Genomic DNA, 21,193 nt, shown 5'->3' with positions numbered 1-21,193 from the left:
GTTAACTCTGATAGGGAGGGATGGCAAGTCATTGTTTTAGTGCAGTAAGTGGCTTGCTATGTTACTTAGTTACTAATCTTGAACAGATAAAAGACTTATCCACCTTATAAATCAAGTTGGAATGAGCCTTTAGGAGTATAATAATTTTGAAAGCAATTTTCTTACTCAACAAGACCCGTGAATTGGGTAATCAAATATATGTGCTCAATTAGTTTGACTTTTTCTAGATTTTCTACCTTTTCGGAACCGCCTAATCCTAGAAGTGGAACATAACCAAAGCATTCATCAAATGCTGGTTTTCCGTATTTTTCAATGGCATCAGGATATGGTAGCCAATCTAGATCGTTTTGTAGGGATGAATCATCCTCTAGGTCAGAGAAAAAAAATTCAAACCCAGATGATATGCCATGCATCTTTCCTCTTCTAAAATTAAGTAAAAGTAAATATTTATTATCTTCCCAAATAAGTAGATCTCCCATGGAAGTAGTAAATAAAACCAGAGCCTCTTTGCTTCTCACATACACCTCTTCTAGCAAAGAATGAAATTCATCTGGGTTTACTATTTTTAAATATCCATTTAGGATACTACCAAAGCCATACTGTTTCCAAACTTCTATTAATTGCTCAGGTACTTTACCTTCAAATTTATTAATCAGTTTTTCAGAAGCCTTTTCATGTAGCTCAAAATCATTAAAAATTCCAATATCCATCCTGATCTCCCTCTGTTAATTTGTTAGTTTAATATTTAAATGAGTTGACTTTCTTTCTGCCTCGGTCATAGATTCAGCAGCTGATCTTACATGTTCATCTATTTTACCCGCCCTTTTTTTCCATTGGGAGCCAAGAGAAGAGTTAATCCTTCTATCCCCCACTCCACTGACATGTTCTGGTATACCTCCAGCAATTTGATCAGGATTATGTAATGCCGCCTGACCATCTAGCCATTTACTAGCTTGTTTTTTTGCTTCTTCTTTATCTACTCCTTCTTTTCTTAACTCAGTAACCTTATCCAGGTATGCTTTTTCTCTCGCAGCTTTTTGCGCAGTATCACCTTCGGGTGCTCGTCCTTCTTTTAAATATCTATCTCTATTTTTGATAAACTCATCAACGGTTAAGGAATTAAGTCCTTCCTCTTGAGCCTTTAGCTGTCTTTCAAATTCTACTTTATCATGTTTTGGATTCCTTTTGAAATTGACTTCAACTTCAGAGATTCGGGGAATTTTTTTTAGATTAGCTTTACCCGTCCCCTCAGTTTTAGTTTGACTCGATTTCGGCTCATTCGTTGGCTTCAAGGGTTTTGGTTCTGGAGCATCTTTGGAATTATGATGTTTCCCTTTTCCACCTTTTATTTTTCCCTTACCCAGAAGAGAGCTAATTAGCATCCCAGCTAATGTCTCACCCTCCATGTAACTTTGGCCCTTCTCTAACATCCGTTTATCGTCTTCTTTTAAACCTTTGAGATACTCTTCTCTGGCATTTTCCTGATCCAAAACATAATTTTTAGCAAATACCAAATCTCCCTTTGCCTCTTCATATTGGCCCGACACTATAGTACTTATAGTATCCACAGGATGCTCGATAAGAGCATCTTTTAACTGTTTCAAGCCTTCAACGTTCGCTTGAACTGTTTCCTCCATGCCCTGGAAAAAGAGTGTGGTTTCCTCGCCAAAGCTTTTTTTAGGGGGTTCGGGACGATTAGCTTCCCAGTCACGAATACTTTGCTCATACTTTCTTGCTCTCTGTAATTTTTCTTCTTCTGGGGAAAGCGGCTTAGGAGGAGGTTGTTGCTTCATATAATCCCTAATCCATTTTTCACGAACACTTTTAGGAACCTGCTGATACGCATGAACCATCATCTTAGAATCTTGCAGCAAGTTTTGAACCAGCTCCAATGTTCCACCGGAATGAGCCATATGACGAGCACTTGTATACACTTTCCCCAAAATCCACTTGTTATAATAGGCTTCCTGAGCTCGCTCATACTCGTATTGACTGACCAGTCCCTGCATTGTTAAACCAGCCAAGTATTTTAACGGATGAATTCTGGTTCCCTTACCGCCTCCTCCAACGATAGGGGTCCCTTTGCTCCGAACAGGGATCGCTGCGGTTGCTTTCAGAATGACACCCGAAGCAGGCCCACTTAGTGCTCCTATAACAGCACCAGCCACTTTTCCCATCACCGGAATGGAGCCTAAAAGCTTAGATACCGTACCCATCAAGGCTTTGGCTTGTTGAAGCGCTGCTGGGGTCGTAACTTTTGCTTTAGGGGTAGGGGCTTGGCTACTAGATGAATCCTTTGTCGCTGATTGGGCTGCTTCATAGGCTTTTATACTCATCAATGGCGGCTCCGGTACAGGAGGGAGGTCAGCCACGAAAACAGGAGCTTTCACCGTACCTTCCTGATAAATTACTGGAGCGTGGGTATCCGTCTCACCATCCAGTACCATGCTGCTGGCTCCGCCTTTCAGATATAGCGCCGTTCCAGCTTCCAGCGACAGTTCCTCACCTGCACCCAGCTTCACATGACCACCCTGAATCTGTACATCCCCCGGACTGTTGATGGTGATGCCAGTATCCTCGTGCAGTGTAATAGAAAATCCATCCGAGGTGGACAGGTTCAATTCTTGCTCAGACATTTCGACGGAGCTACCTTGCACATGTTGCCATACCTTCACATTTGGCTGTCCATTGGTGTGGCGTTGTTGTCGCAGTGAATCCGTGACATAGGCATCTTGTTCGTGGTGGGTAGGCAGATACAACTCTACCTGTTCCCCGATTTCAGGCATATCGTACCAGCCACTATGTTCTTCGGCGACATAACGGGTGGCTACGGGAAACCAGCACGCTTTAGCAGGATCTTGCTTCGGATCGATGTCCAGTTGTAGCTGTACAAAATCTCGCAGTACCTTGAGCACCGTTCCTGTCAGCGAAATCCCGGTGGTTTGATCGTTTTCATACCGGGCATAGCGAATATTCTGTTCGGCTTGAAGATCGTAACGGGTACGCAGCAATCCATCCGTTAATGTGGTCACTGCTCGAACCACGACCAACTCTTTACCTTGTCCAATGGGTAACGTAATGAGGTCGCCAAGCGCATAGTATTGCAGACTTTCAATCATATAGGTGACATACGAGCTAGCACGTTCTCCCGGCTTTTCCGCATCCAATTCATGAAACGTTTTCCGTACCCGATAAAATACATCCCGTTCCACCTTGTACTGTTTGCCTTCAGGCATCCCGAAAAAAACTTTGGGCGAGGCAGCGGTTACCTCTGGCACAAGTACGGAACCAAAGCGAGAAGCGAGACGTTTTAAAAACGCCCAATCGGTCTCCTCATATTGTAAAACAAATGCCTCCAGTTTGGCATAGTTCGTGACGGTATCAATGGCATCTCCGTACTGATATTTTCGAACCAGCGCAGTGACCAGATCATCATAGGTACGATGAATATCTTGATAGGAACGTTTTTTCAGCTTGATATCCATTTGATAGGAATGGGAAGCGGCTTCCAATTCAAAGGTGTATACTCCCCGTGTGCAATTCACAGACATTTGCGTAATGATCCCGTGAAACAGTCTTCTCAGCGATTGTCCCTGATCATCCAACTGACGAATCACAATCGGCTCTTGCTCCATATTTTGACCGATACAAGCGGCTCCCTGTTCTTCGGAGAGCAACCCACTGATATGTAAAAAGGCATGATCATTAATGGTACGTGTTATTTGAAGTTGTTCGATGTGTTGTGGCTGAAAGGGACCATACAAGCGTAGGCTTTCATATCCGATCCCATCTGATAATATGCTCAAGTGAGTTCATGACTCCTTTCTAGATTTAATGGCTGATTACAAAAGTAAAGTGCAGTATTTTTAATTCGAGTCTGACTAATAGAAGAAATGGATGAATACAACTTTGAGTCAAGACCTATATGTATCACTGAGTTTGTTGGGTATAAAGTTACGAGATGTGATATTTAAATAACAGTCCAGCATATGTATTTATCGGTTAAAAGAGAGATTTAGTTTACAGAATGACCCATTGATTGGTGTATTTACTATGTGTATTTTTGGAAGTAGGAGAAATGAGAGGGGTTTAAGTTGTGTACAGTGACGGTTATTATCAATACTTTCATTACTTACCTGGTCGAATAGCTGTGTAAACAAAAAAACGCATTTAGTTTACTCGACTAAATACGTTTTTTCGATTTAAAAATGCATATTTATGTTTTATTAACGACCTCTGAATGAACCCACATGTGTAAGATCGTTGCTGTTAATGACTTGAGCTGGAGTTACAAAAGCCTCTTTATTTGGAGTACAGTAACCTATAATATAGTCTGTGTCATAGTTTCCATAATAGAATGCTTGCCAAATAAATTTAGAGCAGTAATTAGGGTTTATAGTTTTAAGTTGAAAGTTATCCCAAGAATAAACAGGTATATGGTAACTTGTTACCGAAGAGTAATTGTTTTTTGCCCAATTAGCTGCGTTACGACCGTGAGTCGCTCTATAGACAGCGATTAGTTCATTAGGATTATGCCTCATTTGGTAATAAGAAATGGTATCCCTTTTTCCGCCTTCTCCTTGATTATCATTAACTGGATTTACATGATAAACATATAATCAGGTCCAATGATATCAACATGTCCAACAATCATTGCGCTTCCGCCTAATGCTTTTGATGAATAAAGTACATCTCCTACCTTAACTCTGATATTGGTTCCTGGGTAGGTTGAATCTGGCTCTAACGCTGATGGAGAAAAGTCATACGTGGCCTCTGGAGCACTTATAGAAGGATCAACCTCAGAAGCACTTACAGACGTTATACCAAAAAAAGAGGTAAAGAAGAGAAGCATTAGTAGAGCAGGTAAAAAAACTTTGATTTTTTTTCATAATAAACCTCCATTTTCCATAAATTTAAATGCAATACTAATTATACACAGAATGTTCTGGAAGTAAATAGAATAATAAGGTATGATTATCCTAAAAGAAGATTTGTATGTATGAATAAGATGAGGGAGATGAAAAATTGAATTTTTATAATCATAGATGGGTTCAGATATTAAGCGTAATACTCTATCCCATTTCGGCATTCATCATATTAAGTAATGGTGATAAGATAGTTTCATGGGGGACACCAGCAGTCATTGCAATTTTGTTTTGTTTTCTTTGGAAGAATGTTCAACATCTAATGATTTCCAATGCATTGTTATGGATTTTATCAGTACCAATTTGGTTGTTTTTGATTGAGGGAGGGCAGGGAGCAGAAGTTTTCATTGCATCTTTACCATTCATCATACCCCTATATATATTTATTGTGTTTCTACCAGAAATTATAATTGTTTTGATTAGGAATTTCCTTCTCAATAAGTTTAGACGGTAGCGTCAAGAACTATGTGTAAATGAAAATAACCTTTCTTGTAGAAGTTGGTATTCATCTTTGCTGGTGAACATGATGAGTCCGCTACAGAAGGGCAACCAATGGATTTATGCTCGCTTGTCAGAGACTCACGTTATCTGATTGCCTCGGATTGTAGTCATAGACTATGTTTAGAGAACAGCCCCGATTAATCAATGATTCTATTCTTTTCGATAGACATGCTATTTCTGATCATAAGTATATTCTTTCCATCGTCTCGACACATGTGGAGTGCGTGGTAGTATTATATCGAGATGAGATTAGTGGCTAGACTATAACATTACATGTTGACATTAAGAAATAATGCTTGATAGTTTAATGGGTAATTAATCAATTGCTCTTGAAGTATTGTTGTAGGGTTTGAGGAACATTTAATGTCTGGTAAAAAAGTTTGGAACAGAGGGGGAACTCCCCACGTCTCTATACTGAAACCCGCTCATTGAGCGGGTTTTTGTTTTTAATCACTTTTATTGTAGACCAAATGTAGACATGAAATATTTAAGACATTGAGTTAAGTGAGAGCTTTTAGTTGTAGAATTTTGCTACGTTAGTACAACTGCTGTAATCCTTCGAGAAACCAATCTGGCCAATTGGCGTGGGATTTCACCCTTCCGCGATTTAAGTGTGTATGTTAACTCTGATAGGAGGATGGAAAGTCATAGTTATTTATAGTGTTAAAAATGGAGATGCGTTTTATAATTTCTTATATAGGCATAAGAAAAGCCATGGTGCAAGACATAATCTTATCAGTTAAACGAGATTATCCAGTAGATATTAAAACAAAGCTTCCTTGGTCCTGGCAAAACTAAAAGGCTCAGTCCAACGGAATATTACTATTTTCGTTCATTCTTCGTTTGTAATGTTCTTCCGGCAGCTAGTATGTACTGCAAAGGGTCACTTATTTTAAGATACGACAGACTTTGAGACACGTGACCTTCCTGATTAACTTTTAGACGTTTTCGATCCGGGATATCTACAGACGCGAAATCTGCATCCATTTCTACCGTTTGATTAAAGAAGCCAATGATGTGCAAATCTTCTTTCCCTTCACTAATCGTAGGGCCTGTCCCATTTAACCCACTCACCGTGATACTCCCTCTGGTTTCGCTTGCTGAGTTTTTCTCTTCCACAAGTTTGAAATTTTGAATACTCAGTGCAGAAGGATTGTCAACAATGGATCTTCCTCGATCCAGTTCTATTACTCTTTGAAAAATCTTGCTTTGGTCAAAAGCTGGATCTTTTACAATCACTTTGTTGTTCATATACTCAAACGGGATATTCATACTTCTCAGCAATACCCCAAGCGGAATGACAAAGGCATCCTGAATCACTTCGGGCTGAATGTCCATCTGTGCTGAAGTATCGTTCAGTTTATATGTTTTTGCTCCCTTTTGAAACACAATTTCGTTTGACCTCCACCTGATTTTTGCTTCCTGAAGTTTACCGTTGTAATCAACTTTTGCACCAAGAAGCTCGGTAACGGAACGAAGCGGAACCATGAGACGTTATTCTTCATTAACGTAGGGACCAATCGGTGTGCAGTACAAAACGTCATAATCATTCACTTTGAGCAAAGAGGTTCCATTGATATGAATAGAGTGATTAATCGGTGCTACATTAGCGTTAAAAGAAGAGGTTCCAAATATAGCACTCACAAAAACCACAAGAGATAATACGGCCGTTCTATAAAAATATTTTCGTTTCATTTTTCAACCTCCGTGAATTGAGATAGGTTGTGTTAGGTCGCATGTTTGCTTCGGAGCAGTGATAGTTTGTCCTTCTTTAGTTTTAAATAAATTTTCTCCAACTTGCTCTGCATTAGACCACTGCTCCAATAATTCGGACTTGTTTGCAAGAATCTCTCCATCATCTCGAATGTATACGACTTTAAAATTCCATGACAGTCAAACGCTTGCTGGAGCTTGTACCATCTATTCCTGATAAGTACCTCAAACGCGCTCTATTATAATGTATTCGCACTAAATTTATGAATAAGAATAGACCCTACATAATTGCGCAGGAATTGTCGGATGGATACATTCAACTACTGTTATTCTATTGATGAAGGAGGTCATATAGTGGATTTGCTTAAGAGCATGAATGAAGCGATAAGGTATATTGAAGAGAACCTGATTAACGAAATTGATTTTAAAGAGGTAGCAAGGTTGGCTTACTGCTCTGAATTTCATTTTAAAAGAATGTTTTCTTTTCTTGCAGGTGTTACGTTATCAGAATACATCCGCCGCAGACGCCTCACTCTTGCAGCATTCGAGCTTAAAGATAACAAACTAAAGGTTATTGATATCGCGATTAAATACGGGTACAATGCACCAGATTCTTTTACAAGAGCTTTTCAAAATTTACATGGATTAACGCCGTCTGAAGCCAGAATTAATGGCCGTTCACTTAAAGCATATCCACGAATGACCTTCCAGTTATCCATTAAAGGGGGAAGTGAAATGAACTATCGAATTGAAGAAAAAGGGGCATTTTGCATCGTTGGTATCAAGAAAAGAGTTCCCATTATTTTCAACGGAGTCAATCCAGAGATTGCTGCGATGTGGGAAAGTTTAGAGAGTGAAACGATCAATAATCTTAAAAGTATTTCTAATGTCGAGCCTATGGGGTTGCTTAGCGCATCCACAAACTTTTCTGAAGGTAGAATGGAGGAAAAAGGGGAGCTTGATCACTATATTGGCGTTGCAACAACAAAGGAGTGTCCAGATAACCTAACACAACTTGAAGTTGCAGCCTCAACATGGGCAGTATTTGAAGCAATCGGATCATTTCCTGATACTTTACAAGATGTGTGGGGGCGTATTTATTCCGAATGGTTTCCATCCTCAAACTATGAACAAATAGAAGGTCCGGAAATCCTGTGGAATGAGAGTAAAGATATAACCTCACCGACTTTCAAAAGTGAAATATGGATACCCATCTTGAAAAAGTAAAATATGCGTGTGATCATGAGGTATTTCTTGAGCTGTTTCGGCAGCTCTTTTTACAATTGCGCTCATTTTGTGAAGAAGGTATTTCTTTTAAGGTACAGCCATTTGGCGTGAAAGAAAGGATAATTTATTTCACGAGACTAATGATTTGAATAGAAATAATATCTATTCATTTAGTTGTACTTTTAAAACTTCTAAGTTTGATATAATCCTTATCTTGGAATGTCAAAGAGTCTTATTTTATCTTGCACACTAAATTGTCATAATAATCTTATCTATTATTCTCCCATTGCTACGTATCTACGTACCACATCCGACATCATCCTTTGCTACACTTTCTTTAAAGGAGATGATAACTTTGGATACTCAACCCAAGATACCAAAGAACGTGGAACATACAAACTCATCTAAAAATACAGCTAAAGAATACGAAAGTTTGGTACAGCAGGAAGACGAACACATAGAGAGACTTAAAACATGCACAAAGCTCATTTGGGATGCGCTGGCTATTATTTCACAAAAGGCAAGTGTACTGCACATGGAAACCGTCAAAGAAGCAGCAGACCATCTTCATATCATGGAACTGGATTTACGAAGAGAACTGTTTAAAGTTCGTTTGAAAAAAAGTATTTTGGCAAACAAAATGAAGCAAACCCAAGCATAGCAGCGGAGGGGGCGGAATCGTTCTGAAGAAGTGGAGCGTTCGCCTTTGAACCCGGATTTTAACCGTTAAAATATAATCAAAAAAATCAGGAGGCAACAGCGATCGGAAGAATGATCCGTCCACGTAGCGGCCTCATATGCACGTACTTGCTCAATCCACCCAGTAATCAATTTTCTCAATAACCCGACATGACCTTTCACGGTCTAATCGGGTTTTCTCATTTCAATCCCTCTATCCCCGCCCATAAATCTTCACCCTCCCCCAAACCACTTGCCACCCAGATAGTTACACCCACTCCCACATCATGTATAGTAAAGTTATGGGAAATAAACATGAACCCGCATATGTTCTTGATCGCTTAGACGTACAATATGAAACATGGCAAAAACGAGGAGGAACGTGATGATACATCCAATACAGATTCAGGATATGCTGCAAGCCGCGCTGGAGACGGGCGGAGATTTTGCAGAGGTATTCGTCGAGGACCGCACCAATGGACAATTGGGCATGACTGGGGGCGTCGTGGATACGGCGCTGTCAGGCCGGGATTTTGGGATTGGCATTCGGATCATGAAGGAGCATTTTTCGGTGTATGCCTATACCAGTGATATGAGCGAGCAGAGCCTGATTCGACTGGCCAAATCGGCCGCCAAGGCTATTCGCGGAGGTGGAGTGCCAGGTACACACACCCTTACACTCCATCCTCATGCTATCCCTAACCAACATCCGATTGCGATCATTCCTGACGGTTCACAGAAACGCGCCAAGATCGACATGATGAGACGGGCGCATGAGGCAGCAAGCCAATACGATCCTTCCATCACGCAAACCTCTGTTGGGATTAGCAACTCGATCCAGAACGTCTTGATCGCCAATAGTAACGGACTGCTGGTGGAGGATACCCGTACGTATACACGCATGAGAATAAGTGCGATTGCGACTCATGGGGAGCATAGACAATCCGGGTTCCGTGGACCGGGAGCGTATGCTGGGACTGAATTTCTGGAGAATCTGAATATCGAAGAAAATGCCAGACACGCCGCTCGGATTGCGTCCACAATGGTCAAAGCGGGATATGCGCCTAGTGGCAGACTGCCTGTCGTAATTGAGAACGGCTTCGGCGGCGTTCTTTTCCACGAGGCGTGTGGGCATGGGCTGGAATCTACGGCAGTGGCCCATGGAACCTCCGTGTTTGCCAATAAGATCGGGCAGCAGGTGGCTTCACCGCTCGTTACAGCTATAGATGATGGAACGATTCCAAATGCGTGGGGCTCGCTCAATATCGATGATGAAGGAGCGTCGACACAGCGCAACGTACTGATCGAGAACGGCATTTTAAAAGGATATCTGATTGATCGCATGGGCTCGCGCCAGATGGGTGTACCTGCGACAGGGTCAGGACGAAGACAGTCCTATAAATTCGCGCCTGCATCTCGTATGAACAATACGTTCATTGCGAATGGCGAGTCTACCCGTGAAGAGATCATTGCCAATACAGAGTACGGGATCTATGCCAAATCGCTGGGCGGTGGTTCGGTGAATACCTCGACGAGCGAGTTTAATTTTGCAGTCGAAGAGGCTTATATGATTCGCAATGGTAAAATTGCCGAGCCGGTCAAAGGCGCAACGTTGATCGGCAAAGGGATTGAAACCCTGCAAAATATTGATATGGTCGGCAACAATCTGGATCATGGTCAGGGGATGTGCGGCTCGGTTAGTGGAAGTCTTCCGGTCAACTGCGGACAGCCGACAATTCGCGTGTCCGAGATGACCGTCGGCGGACGGAAGGGGGAATAGGCGATGAATATTCAGCAGTTTCAGGAAGCATTGTTCGCCATAGGCCGGGAAATGGGCTACGCGGATATGGAAATCTACTATGTAAATGGACGTTCTACCTCGGTAAAGGTGCTAAAGGGAGAGATTGACCAATATACCATCGTTGAAAACGGTGGACTTTCCTTCCGTGGTGTCATTAACGGCAAAATGGGCTACGCCTCTACGGAAAAGCTTGAACTGGATGTGATCGACTTTTTATTGGAGGAAGCACGTAGTAACGCGGACATATTGGAGAGCGAGGAGCAGGATGAGCTGTTTGCAGGCTCAGAGAGCTATCCTGAGCAGCCTGCCTATGCCTCAACGCTTGCTGACACAGTTCCTGAGATTCTGATCGAAGCGGCGCTGGAAATGGAGCGTACAGCGCTTGTCGCAGACCCACGGATTGTGATGGCTCGGCATTGCTCGGTCAGCATTCGTGAGAATGAAGTCCTGATTGTGAATACCAAAGGACTGCACTGCCATCGTCGTAAAAGTCTGGCGACCGCATATGTGTATGTGATTGCAGCGGACCATGGCGAGACGGTTACCGGGGGCTGGCATGATTATTCGCTGCGGAGTGTGGAGGAAATCGATATTGTGGATGTGGCGCATAAAGCCGTACAAGAGGCCGTTTCCAAGCTGGGGGCGCACACGATTCAATCGGATAACTATCCGGTCATTTTCCGTCATGATGCAGCAGCGCAATTGCTGGCTGCGTATACGTCGGTATTTTCAGCGGAATCGGTGGATAAAGGCTTTTCGCGATTAGCTGGGAAACTAGGGCAAAAGGTGGCTAGCGAGCGTATTACGCTGATTGATGATCCGCTAATGGAGAACGTTCCGGCAGGCAGCACATTTGATGCGGAAGGCAGTGCGACATGCCGCAACGAGATTATCAAGGATGGCGAACTGCGGACGTATTTCCATAACCGCAAGACGGCCCGTAAGGCTGGGGTGGAAAGTACCTCTCATGCTTCCAAGGGCAGCTATAACGGTAAAATTGGTGTGTCGTATCATAATCTGTATGTGGAACCAGGCACGTCTACGTTGGAAGAAATGATTCGCAAGACGGATCGCGGGTTGATGATCGTTGAGCTGCAAGGGCTGCATGCAGGTACGAATACGGCGTCCGGTAATTTTTCGCTGGCTTGTCTGGGCTACTGGATTGAGCAGGGGCAAGTGGTCAGAGCGGTTAATCAAATTACCGTATCGGGCAACTTCTTTGACGTACTACAGCAGGTAGAGGAAGTGGGCAACGATTTGCGTTTTACAGGAAGCTGCACATCTCCTTCGCTCAAGCTGGCTGCACTCTCGATTTCAGGCTCCTAATGGCTGAAGCAGCCTGCTTTTTTTCAGACTTACGACCTGTTCCTGACGTTCTGATTGTCTAGCAATGATAGATGCCTGATGCATCGGGGTATGGTAAAGTAGGAGAAAGTCTTTAAAATATGAAAAAAAGGCTTGGTTACAGCACCGCGACAGGGTATTATAGACAATAATATATTCGAAAAAAGGTTCGAATTGAATTTTTATTGGGGGATGTATATGAGATATATAAGCACTAGAGGTCGAGTAGAAGCCAAGGGATTTATTGATACTGTGCTCATGGGGTTAGCTGACGATGGAGGTCTAATGGTACCGGAGCAGATTCCGACCGTGTCGGCAGCTACTTTGGAGCAATGGGCGACATTGAGCTACAGAGAGCTGCTGCTGGAAGTTTTTGCGCTGTATATCAATGATGAGATTCCTCGTGAAGATTTGGAGCAGCTGGTAGAGCGCAGTTATGCAAGCTTCCGCCATCCAGAAGTTACGCCAGTGAAGAAGATCAACGATTCCCTATCTATTTTGGAGCTGTTCCACGGGCCTACGTTCGCGTTCAAGGATGTGGCGCTACAATTCATGGGGGAATTTTATTCCTACGTGTCCAAAAAGCAGAATGAAATCATTCACATTTTGGGTGCAACCTCGGGCGATACCGGGGCAGCAGCGATTCAGGGCGTGCGCGGCAAGGAAGGAATTAAAATCTGTATTTTGCACCCACACCAAAAGGTGAGCAAGGTACAAGAGCTGCAAATGACGACGGTAGACGATGAGAATGTACTGAATCTGTCCGTAAAAGGGAACTTTGATGATTGTCAAAAGGTCATTAAGGACCTGTTTGCCGATCTGGATTTCAAAGCCAAACATCATTTGCGGGCGATTAACTCAATTAACTTTGTGCGCATTTTGGCGCAAACCGTATATTACTTCTATGCTTATTTCCGGGCACAGGAGTCTGCGGGTACGAAGAAGATCAATGTCAGCGTGCCATCCGGCAACTTTGGCAATATCTTTTCCGGCTTTCTTGCGAAGAAAATGGGTCTGCCCATCCATAAGCTGATCATTGCCACGAACGAAAATAATATTTTGGAGCGCTTCGTGAAGACTGGCGAATACCAACCGGGCGATTTCAAAAGCACATACAGTCCTTCCATGGACATTCAGGTGGCAAGCAATTTCGAAAGATACCTGTACTACTTCCTCGGGGAGGATGCGGCCAAGGTATCTGAATACATGGATAAGCTCAAAACCGAGGGACGGATTGTGATCGGTGCAGAGGATTTGAAGCGTGTCCAGCAGGATTTTGAAGCGCTGGGTGCTTCGAATGAGCAGTGTCTGGAGCTGATCAAAAAATACAAAGCCGAGTACGATTATTTGCTGGATCCGCATACAGCTTGCGGTATTGCCGCGTATGAGGCGTATAATAGCGCGGACGAAGTATGTGTGACCTTTGCGACAGCGCATCCAGCCAAATTTGATGAGGCCATTCGTCTGGTAGATATCAAGCAGGAGTTCCCGGCACAAATTGAACAATTGTTCTCGAAATCGCAGCATCAGCAGGTGGTAGAGCATGACGAAGCAGAAATTGTGCGTCAGCTTGAAGCCTTTTATGTGTAACAGAATGGGAAAAGAGGCTACGCCCTGTGCGCAGCCTCCTTTTTTATATCCATATTTTCCAGATATGATGTATGTATTAGTTTGAATTTGTTCACATTATAATGCCATATAGAGTAAGGTGTTGGGGCCTTAGAAATCGTGGAAAAAGCCCGTAAATCAAGGGATTTAGCTTCAGGAAACTAACAGGCAATGAGAGGTTCATAGAGTTATTTAATGAAGGATACAAAAATCTTTTATAGGCGAATTTGCTGTATTATTATAAAAAATCATGTATAGTTAACTAAATTTTATGAATACATAAGGTTCCACTCTCGAAGGTGCAGAATCAAGTCGTTCCGTCATTTAACAGAGGGGCTAATTATAAAAGGGGTGTATTAAGTAATGACCATGATCCGTCCAGAGCAGAGTCAACAAGCAGCAGCCGAATATGTGCAGTCCGTTTTTGAGAAGGTTATCGCGCGCAATCCTCATGAGAATGAATTCCATCAGGCCGTCAAGGAAATATTGGATTCACTAATTCCGGTATTGGCTAAGCATCCTAAGTATATGCAGCAGGGGCTTCTGGAACGGCTAGTGGAGCCGGAGCGAGTCATTACCTTCCGTGTACCTTGGGTGGATGATGCGGGGGTTGTACAGGTCAACCGTGGCTTCCGTGTGCAGTTTAACAGTGCGATAGGGCCTTATAAAGGTGGACTTCGCTTCCATCCGTCTGTCTATCTGGGAATCGTCAAGTTTTTGGGTTTTGAGCAGATTTTCAAAAATGCATTGACGGGTCTTCCCATTGGTGGTGGTAAAGGCGGCTCAGATTTTGATCCCAAAGGGAAATCAGATAACGAAGTGATGCGTTTTACACAAAGCTTCATGACGGAATTGTATAAATATATTGGTCCGGATGCCGACGTTCCGGCAGGGGATATTGGTGTAGGCGGACGTGAGATTGGCTATATGTTCGGGCAGTACAAGCGGATTCGCGGAGGACATGAAGGCGGCGTCCTAACGGGCAAAGGAATTCATTACGGAGGCAGTCTCACACGTACGGAAGCGACCGGCTACGGTTGTGTGTATTTTGTAAACGAGATGCTGCAGGCTCAGGGATCGTCCTTTGAAGGAAAGCGCGTCGTCGTGTCGGGATCGGGGAATGTATCCATTTATGCGATTGAAAAAGCACAGCAGCTCGGTGCTACAGTCGTGGCATGTAGTGACTCGAATGGCTACATCTATGATCCAGACGGTATCGATCTGAAGCTGGTGAAGCAGCTGAAAGAAGTGAACCGCCTGCGGATTAGCGAGTATACTCAAGAGCGTCCAGGTGCAATCTATACAGAGGGCTGTTCGGGGATCTGGTCGATCCCATGCGACATCGCACTGCCATGCGCCACACAAAATGAAATTGACGAGCAAGCAGCCCAATTGCTGGTAAGCAATGGCGTAAAAGCTATAGGCGAAGGTGCCAATATGCCATCCTCGTTACAGGCCATTGAAGTGTTTTTGGACAATGGAGTTCTGTTTGGGCCAGCCAAGGCTGCCAATGCAGGCGGAGTAGCCGTGTCGGCGCTCGAAATGTCACAAAACAGCATGCGTCTGTCTTGGACCTTTGAGGAAGTGGATGCCAAGCTGCATGATATTATGAAAAATATCTATGCTAACAGCGTAAAGGCGGCTGAGGAATACGGTGTGCCGGGCAATCTGGTTGTCGGAGCCAATATCGCAGGATTTGTGCGTGTGGCTGACGCAATGCTGTCTCACGGGATTATTTAGCACAACGGAACATAATAAAGTTGAATTGAAGCTGAGCGGCTCTTGTGCGAGTCGCTCAGCTTTTATTTGCAAAGAGCACTTTATTTTTCTCAGGGACTTGATTTATTTTTAATGAGGATGTATATTACTTGATAGATCAATAATTGATAGATCAAAGGTCGGATCATGAAGCCCAGCGATATGCTTAAGGGAGGAGAGATTGATATCACCCAGACACCATCCGAGCCTGAGTATATTTTTGACATGCTGTTGTTGCTGAACAAGCAGATTAGCTCCAAATTTGAGCGTTGTGCAGGAGTCAGCGCATCCAGATTGCAACTATTGTGCAAGTTGTATCAAGTGAAGGAAATCAGTCAAACTCTGCTGCAAAAAGAGGTTGGCATTGACGCTGCAGCCGTAACACGCCATTTGAAACAACTGGAAGCGACAGAAATGGTCACTCGACGCACAAAGCCAGAGGACAACAGGGTTACCTTGGTAAGCCTGACCGATTATGGGCGTGCACGCATTGTCATCTTTAAGCAGGAGCGTTCACAGTTTGTAGCTCAGATGCTACAGAGCTTCGACGAGACCCAGCGGCACCAGCTAGCTGATATGCTGCAAGTGATGAATAGTCATATATCCGATATGGACTGACAACATTTTTTTAACATTACTATACCCACAGAGGGATAAGGAGAGATTGGAATGAATAATACGAATACATCCAGTACTGTAAAAACGAATGATTTTAAAGAAATCGCCCTGGGACGCCGTTCGGTAAAAGTATACGATCCGTCCGTGAAGATCAGCCGTGAGGAAATGACTGAGATTTTGACAGAAGCTACACGCGCACCATCTTCCATTAACCTGCAACCTTGGCGTTTCCTCGTCATTGACAGCCCTGAAGGTAAAGCCACACTGGCACCATTGGCCCGTTTCAACCAACGTCAAGTGGAGACATCTTCGGCAGTGATCGCTGTGTTTGGAGATTTGAACAACTTTGATAATTTCGAACAAATTTTCGGAGAAGCTGTAGAACTGGGCTATATGCCAAAAGACATTAAAGAAATGCAACAGGAAAAAGTAGCAGCTCACTTTGCAGCGCTTGATCCCGTTGTGAACAAAGAAACGGTCCTGATCGACGGTGGTTTGGTATCCATGCAGCTTATGCTGGTGGCGCGCGCTCATGGATACGACACCAACGCTATCGGCGGTTATGAGAAGGATCAAATTGCTGAAGCCTTTGGTCTGGACAAAGATCGTTATGTCCCTGTTATGCTCATTTCCATGGGTAAAGGAATCAACGATGGTCATCCTTCCACACGTTTACCTATTGATCAAATTGCACAGTGGAAATAAGTTAAGTTATATCTATATGCAACATAAAAATATACGCAAAATAAAAACAGGCGGAGCAAAGGCACATCCCTTTGCTTCGCCTGTTTTTTTATTCGCCAGGATGCAATGCAGATCCGGGGCTTGATGACGTGTCGATCCTCTGGTTATTTTTGTACTATATTCGCTCCCGACGTCTGTGTTGGGTCAGCGGGGTCATTCTGAGTAGGATGGTAGCGCTTGGGCCATATAATCTGGTGCGAAGTATGACTAAGCTCCTCATAAAATAACGGTGCTTTCTTGAATAGGCGTATGACTAGATAGAAAAAGAACCATCCGTTCATCACCAACAGCACAAGGCTGATCATAACATTTATCCAAGGAGACAGATGAGATCCCAGTACAGATCCACCTAGTACGTAATTAAGTCCAAAATACAACCAATACAAGAGACTGTAGCGCTTAATGAGCTCCCACAGGGCAACTCTTTTTCCTCTCCCTATCAGATGAATGCGTACCAGCCACTTCCCCGGAGTTCGTCCATTTGTCAGGTAAGGAACCACCATAAAGTAGACCCCACTGGAAATCCAGAAGGCAGCAGGCACATGCAGGGACTCCATGATGCCGAGTAGCCCGGTCCAAACGATAGAATCCACGAAAAAGGCTACACCCCGTCGGGTATAGGACACCCGTTTGGTCGTAATGTCCAAATGCTTGTCCAGATGCTCCAAGCGAGGCAGGAAGCGTGAAAACCATTCGCCTAATAGAAAGCCTAGCATACCGCCCAATGTATTAGCCAGCAGATCGTCCACATCGAATACACGATACGCATGGTCAAAAAATCCATATAATCCTGTCAGCTGTGTCACCTCAAAGAAGAGGGACAGGGTGAAAGACAGAATCAGACACCATCCCCATCGTGCACGGAAATAATAACGTAAGAACATACCGAAAGGCACAGTCATCACAACGTTAAAAACGACTTGCAGAAAAGCACGCTCCTTCAGCAAATGAACATAGCTGGAGAGATGGGCGGGTGAGACGGATGTTTCTCTTATAATGTCTTGCACGAATTGCAAGGGCATTAACTGCAACGCTCCCCCGGCTAATGCAGCATTATGACGCGATGCCGGAAGCGGGAGTATGACCAGAAAAAAGGCGTTCATCAAGTATAAAAGCATCAAGTAAAGCAGCCATGCTCTAGCCTTGTGAATATAGCCATACCTGCGATATTGCACGATTAGGAATGGCAGTGTGAACAATAACGCAGCAAAAGGAAACGCAAGAAAGGCATATGAAACAGGAAACAGGTACGATTGAATCATGTGCTGCTTACGCCTGCTTTCTCCGGAACTTCACTAACGACCAGATGATCAGAAATGCCATGAACGCCACGCACACGCTAATGCTGATGCGATTTTGCGGGTCAAGCAAGAACAGGAACGCAATGACCCATAGACATCCTACTGTAACTGCCGTTACATAAGGGAATCCCCATATCTTGAAAGTAGGCTCCACTGGATAAGATTTGCGCAATTTCAATTGGGACAGACAAATGCAGCTCCAGACGAGCAGCACGACAAAGCCAGGTACAGCCATCAAAATACGGAACAGCCCGTCCTGAGCGATATAAGCAACCATGGAACCGACAATCAGGACTACAGCGCAGAATTTGAGACTATTCACTGGAACCCCATTAGAAGATACGCGAGCGAGTGATTTAGGACCTTCTCCATTGACCGCCAACGAATGCAGCATACGTGTAGCCCCGTAAATCCCCGAATTGGCGGCAGACAGTACAGCAGTGATCAGAATAAAGTTCATGACATGAGCCGAGCCTTGAAGCCCTACAGAAGACAATACCTGTACAAACGGGCTGGTATTCGCATCCAGTTGGTTCCAGGGAATCAAGCCACAAATGATGAGAATTGGCAACGTATAGAACAAAACAACGCGAAGAATAAAGCTTTTAACCACTCTAGGCAGTACTTTTTCCGGGTTTTCTGTTTCCGTCAACGTCAGTCCAATCAGCTCGGACCCTCCGTATGAAAAGGTAACGACCAGCAGCGCTGAAAAGATAGCCAACCAGCCATTGGGTAGAAATCCGCCATGCTGCGCGTAGTTGCTTAGATAAGGTGGAGTTTCAGTGGGAATAATCCCGAACAGTATACAGCCACCTAAGGCGATGAAGATAATAATCATGGCAATCTTAATACCTGCAAGCCAAAATTCCAGTTCCCCAAATCCGCCGACACTCAGCATGTTGACGACAATAATGAAAGCCGCACTGACTAAACTGAGTACCCATAGAGGGACATCTGGCAACCAATATTGCAGGAAGCTACCCGCAGCAATGACCTCAATGATACAGACGGCCAGCCACATGAAGCAATACAACCAGCCGATAATAAAGGACAGTCGTTCTCCAAAAGCTTTGCGAATAAAATCCTTCATATTCATGTTGGGATAGACGGTAGCCATCTCGGCAATTGCGCCCATAACGACCAAGAGCAGGAGTCCTGCGAAGACATAGGATAAAATAACTCCTGGTCCCGCCAAGCTAATCGTTTCGGTGCTTCCTTTAAAAATACCCGTCCCGATGACTCCGCCCATAGCCATAAAGGTAATATGCCGTGGGAGCAGCTTTTTGTGCAAAGTGGGTTCATTTGATTTCAATATGAAATCCTCCTTCATATAGTGTATAGCTTCAGCATAGCCCAAACAGGGTTACTTCAATTAGACTTATACTACATGAAAATATCCAATTAGGAAATGAAAGAAATAGGATATGGTAGGGAGATTGAAATCGATAGAGGACAAACTGAAGAAAACAGAGGCAGAATGCTGGCGCTGAGGATTGCTTTATCAGCGGTCATTGTGCCTCTTATTGCTCTACTTGGTGATATTTAAGTGATCACGCAGGGGGCATGAGGGCGTTAATCTGGTGCAGTATTGGCGTTACGGCGGGAACTAGCTCCGCAATATTCCTTTAGCCCGTACTTGCTTGAGCCAACTAGGAAACTCATTCAGCAGACGGTCGTACAATTCTGCATCTGTTACGGAGTCAATGTCATCCAAGGCAAAGAAATCTGCATTATCTACTACGCGGCCGCGCATCTTATCCAACTTTCGAAGAATTCCGTAATCGGCTTTACCAAGACCTACAAATTGCCAGAAAATCGGAGTGCTTGAGCTTTTAATCAGCAGCTGTTCTATTTTTTTTTGTTCATAAATACCTCCATCACTAAAAAAGATAATGTAGGTCGGGATCATGTCGTTGGGATCTTCTTTTGTGTATTTAAGTATGATATCCTTCATGACTTCTGGCTCGTTATTGACCCACCCCAGCTCACTATCTTCACTAGGTTCAGCATAATTCCTATGAATGTAATTCTCGAAATTCCTCTCTGTGACGCTTGGAGCACGTTTGGCTTTGTCCGCAAAAAACCATACATCCATTTCACCATCGTTATCCATACAGGCGGCTACAGCCAACACACGTTCGCAGGCTTTTTGCACAGTCCCACCCGTGTACAATTTGAACATAGAAATAGAAGCATCGAATACAACCGCTACACGTGCTTTTTCACGGTCTATTTTTTTCTTTTTCAGTGAAAATTGTACATTCTGCTTGTGCAGATTAATTCTTGCGTTAATGGGGGCAGTCTCTTTTCCGCCAGCTTTAGCACCTACCGCGCTTAAGATCGCCGATGTAGGGATGTTCATCTGAACGGTATCCACTGGCGATTCCGTTTCCTCCACGGTCACACCATGAGCTTCGGCAAGCGGCTTTAGTCCTCCGTTGAAACCACGCCCAACTGCGCGAAGCTTGAAGCCAGACGTATGACGATACACCTCTGCCAGCACAAGCGATGTCTCACTGGTGGCTTCGGTGATACTGTAGGTGATATGGGATTGCTTGCCTTGGGCAGTAACTGAGCAGCCGACCACATTGACAAAAGTACCTGGGCCGTCCAGTGTGGCTGCAAACACACATTTTTCCACTCCGGTTCGTTCCAGTTCTTTGAGGGAAATAGTAAACTCGGTGGTTTTGTCATTTGGACGCTGTAACCGTACATGGCCGTGCGGGTCAGCGGGTTGATTGTAAAAAATGAAATAGTCATCAGAGGAAACCTTTCCGTCTGCTCCTACCATAAAACAGCTAACATCCAGTTCGGCAGGTGCATGCTTCCATGTAATGGTGACCCGCACTGTATCTTCCTTACCGAATGGTGCATTAGCTCCTGTACTCAATGCAACGTTGGGACCGCTCATGCTGTCAAACCCCCTATGTATTTTAAATCTTGTATTATACAAATTGTACCATGGAAATGGTATA

The 21,193-nt window shown here is 43.9% G+C and carries 15 protein-coding genes; 8 read left to right on the top strand and 7 right to left on the bottom strand.

All coding sequences use genetic code 11. The annotated features are described in order from the left end of the window. Nucleotides 1-161: 161 nt before the first annotated feature. The 4 genes from MKX46_RS07800 to MKX46_RS07785 all read right to left on the bottom strand — a co-directional run bounded on the left by MKX46_RS07800 (nt 162) and on the right by MKX46_RS07785 (nt 7,121). Nucleotides 162-710, bottom strand: coding sequence for a T6SS immunity protein Tdi1 domain-containing protein (locus MKX46_RS07800; RefSeq protein WP_235307344.1), 549 nt, complete (start codon nt 708-710; stop codon nt 162-164). A 15-nt stretch (nt 711-725) separates the two neighbouring features. Then, a complete protein-coding gene (locus MKX46_RS07795; RefSeq protein WP_341071081.1) occupies nt 726-3,806 on the bottom strand; it encodes a polymorphic toxin type 15 domain-containing protein in 3,081 nt (1,026 codons plus the stop codon). Nucleotides 3,807-6,248: 2,442 nt separating this feature from the next. Next, nucleotides 6,249-6,914 carry a copper amine oxidase N-terminal domain-containing protein gene (locus tag MKX46_RS07790; protein WP_341071080.1) on the bottom strand — a complete coding sequence of 222 codons (666 nt, stop codon included), beginning with the start codon at nt 6,912-6,914 and terminating at the stop codon, nt 6,249-6,251. A 6-nt stretch (nt 6,915-6,920) separates the two neighbouring features. Next, nucleotides 6,921-7,121, bottom strand: coding sequence for a hypothetical protein (locus MKX46_RS07785; RefSeq protein WP_341071079.1), 201 nt, complete (start codon nt 7,119-7,121; stop codon nt 6,921-6,923). 372 nt (nt 7,122-7,493) lie between these two features. On the opposite strand from MKX46_RS07785, the gene MKX46_RS07780 reads away from it, so the two are divergent. From MKX46_RS07780 to MKX46_RS07745, 8 genes are all read left to right on the top strand, one after another. Further along, on the top strand, nt 7,494-8,366 hold the full coding sequence (locus MKX46_RS07780; protein ID WP_341071078.1) for an AraC family transcriptional regulator: 873 nt from the start codon (nt 7,494-7,496) through the stop codon (nt 8,364-8,366). Nucleotides 8,367-8,721: 355 nt separating this feature from the next. After that, nucleotides 8,722-9,027: a hypothetical protein gene (locus tag MKX46_RS07775; protein WP_080902336.1), complete on the top strand. Its 306-nt coding sequence runs from the start codon at nt 8,722-8,724 to the stop codon at nt 9,025-9,027. 402 nt (nt 9,028-9,429) lie between these two features. Then, nucleotides 9,430-10,824 (top strand): TldD/PmbA family protein, encoded by a 1,395-nt coding sequence (locus MKX46_RS07770; protein WP_341071077.1) that lies wholly within the window; start codon nt 9,430-9,432, stop codon nt 10,822-10,824. Between the two features lie 3 nt (nt 10,825-10,827). Beyond that, nucleotides 10,828-12,171, top strand: a complete 1,344-nt coding sequence (locus MKX46_RS07765; RefSeq protein WP_341071076.1) for a TldD/PmbA family protein — start codon at nt 10,828-10,830, stop codon at nt 12,169-12,171. A 216-nt stretch (nt 12,172-12,387) separates the two neighbouring features. Continuing rightward, nucleotides 12,388-13,779 carry a threonine synthase gene (thrC, locus tag MKX46_RS07760; RefSeq protein ID WP_208332658.1) on the top strand — a complete coding sequence of 464 codons (1,392 nt, stop codon included), beginning with the start codon at nt 12,388-12,390 and terminating at the stop codon, nt 13,777-13,779. Nucleotides 13,780-14,160: 381 nt separating this feature from the next. Next, entirely contained in the window at nt 14,161-15,537 is a 1,377-nt protein-coding gene (gdhA, locus tag MKX46_RS07755; RefSeq protein ID WP_025718156.1) for an NADP-specific glutamate dehydrogenase, read from the top strand. 243 nt (nt 15,538-15,780) lie between these two features. Beyond that, entirely contained in the window at nt 15,781-16,173 is a 393-nt protein-coding gene (locus tag MKX46_RS07750; RefSeq protein WP_029515555.1) for a MarR family winged helix-turn-helix transcriptional regulator, read from the top strand. Between the two features lie 51 nt (nt 16,174-16,224). After that, nucleotides 16,225-16,878: a nitroreductase family protein gene (locus MKX46_RS07745; RefSeq protein WP_069010473.1), complete on the top strand. Its 654-nt coding sequence runs from the start codon at nt 16,225-16,227 to the stop codon at nt 16,876-16,878. A 143-nt stretch (nt 16,879-17,021) separates the two neighbouring features. On the opposite strand, the gene MKX46_RS07740 is transcribed toward MKX46_RS07745, so the two are convergent. From MKX46_RS07740 to MKX46_RS07730, 3 genes are all read right to left on the bottom strand, one after another. Beyond that, entirely contained in the window at nt 17,022-18,179 is a 1,158-nt protein-coding gene (locus MKX46_RS07740) for a VanZ family protein (protein WP_341071075.1), read from the bottom strand. Nucleotides 18,180-18,186: 7 nt separating this feature from the next. Continuing rightward, on the bottom strand, nt 18,187-19,530 hold the full coding sequence (locus MKX46_RS07735) for an amino acid permease (protein ID WP_341071074.1): 1,344 nt from the start codon (nt 19,528-19,530) through the stop codon (nt 18,187-18,189). A gap of 294 nt (nt 19,531-19,824) precedes the next feature. Beyond that, nucleotides 19,825-21,129 (bottom strand): VWA domain-containing protein, encoded by a 1,305-nt coding sequence (locus tag MKX46_RS07730; RefSeq protein ID WP_341071073.1) that lies wholly within the window; start codon nt 21,127-21,129, stop codon nt 19,825-19,827. Nucleotides 21,130-21,193 lie beyond the last annotated feature (64 nt).

It is taken from the genome of Paenibacillus sp. FSL P4-0113 (assembly GCF_038009305.1).
GTDB classification, from domain to species: Bacteria; Bacillota; Bacilli; order Paenibacillales; family Paenibacillaceae; genus Paenibacillus; species Paenibacillus polymyxa_D.
This window is presented reverse-complemented; position numbering and strand designations above follow the sequence as displayed.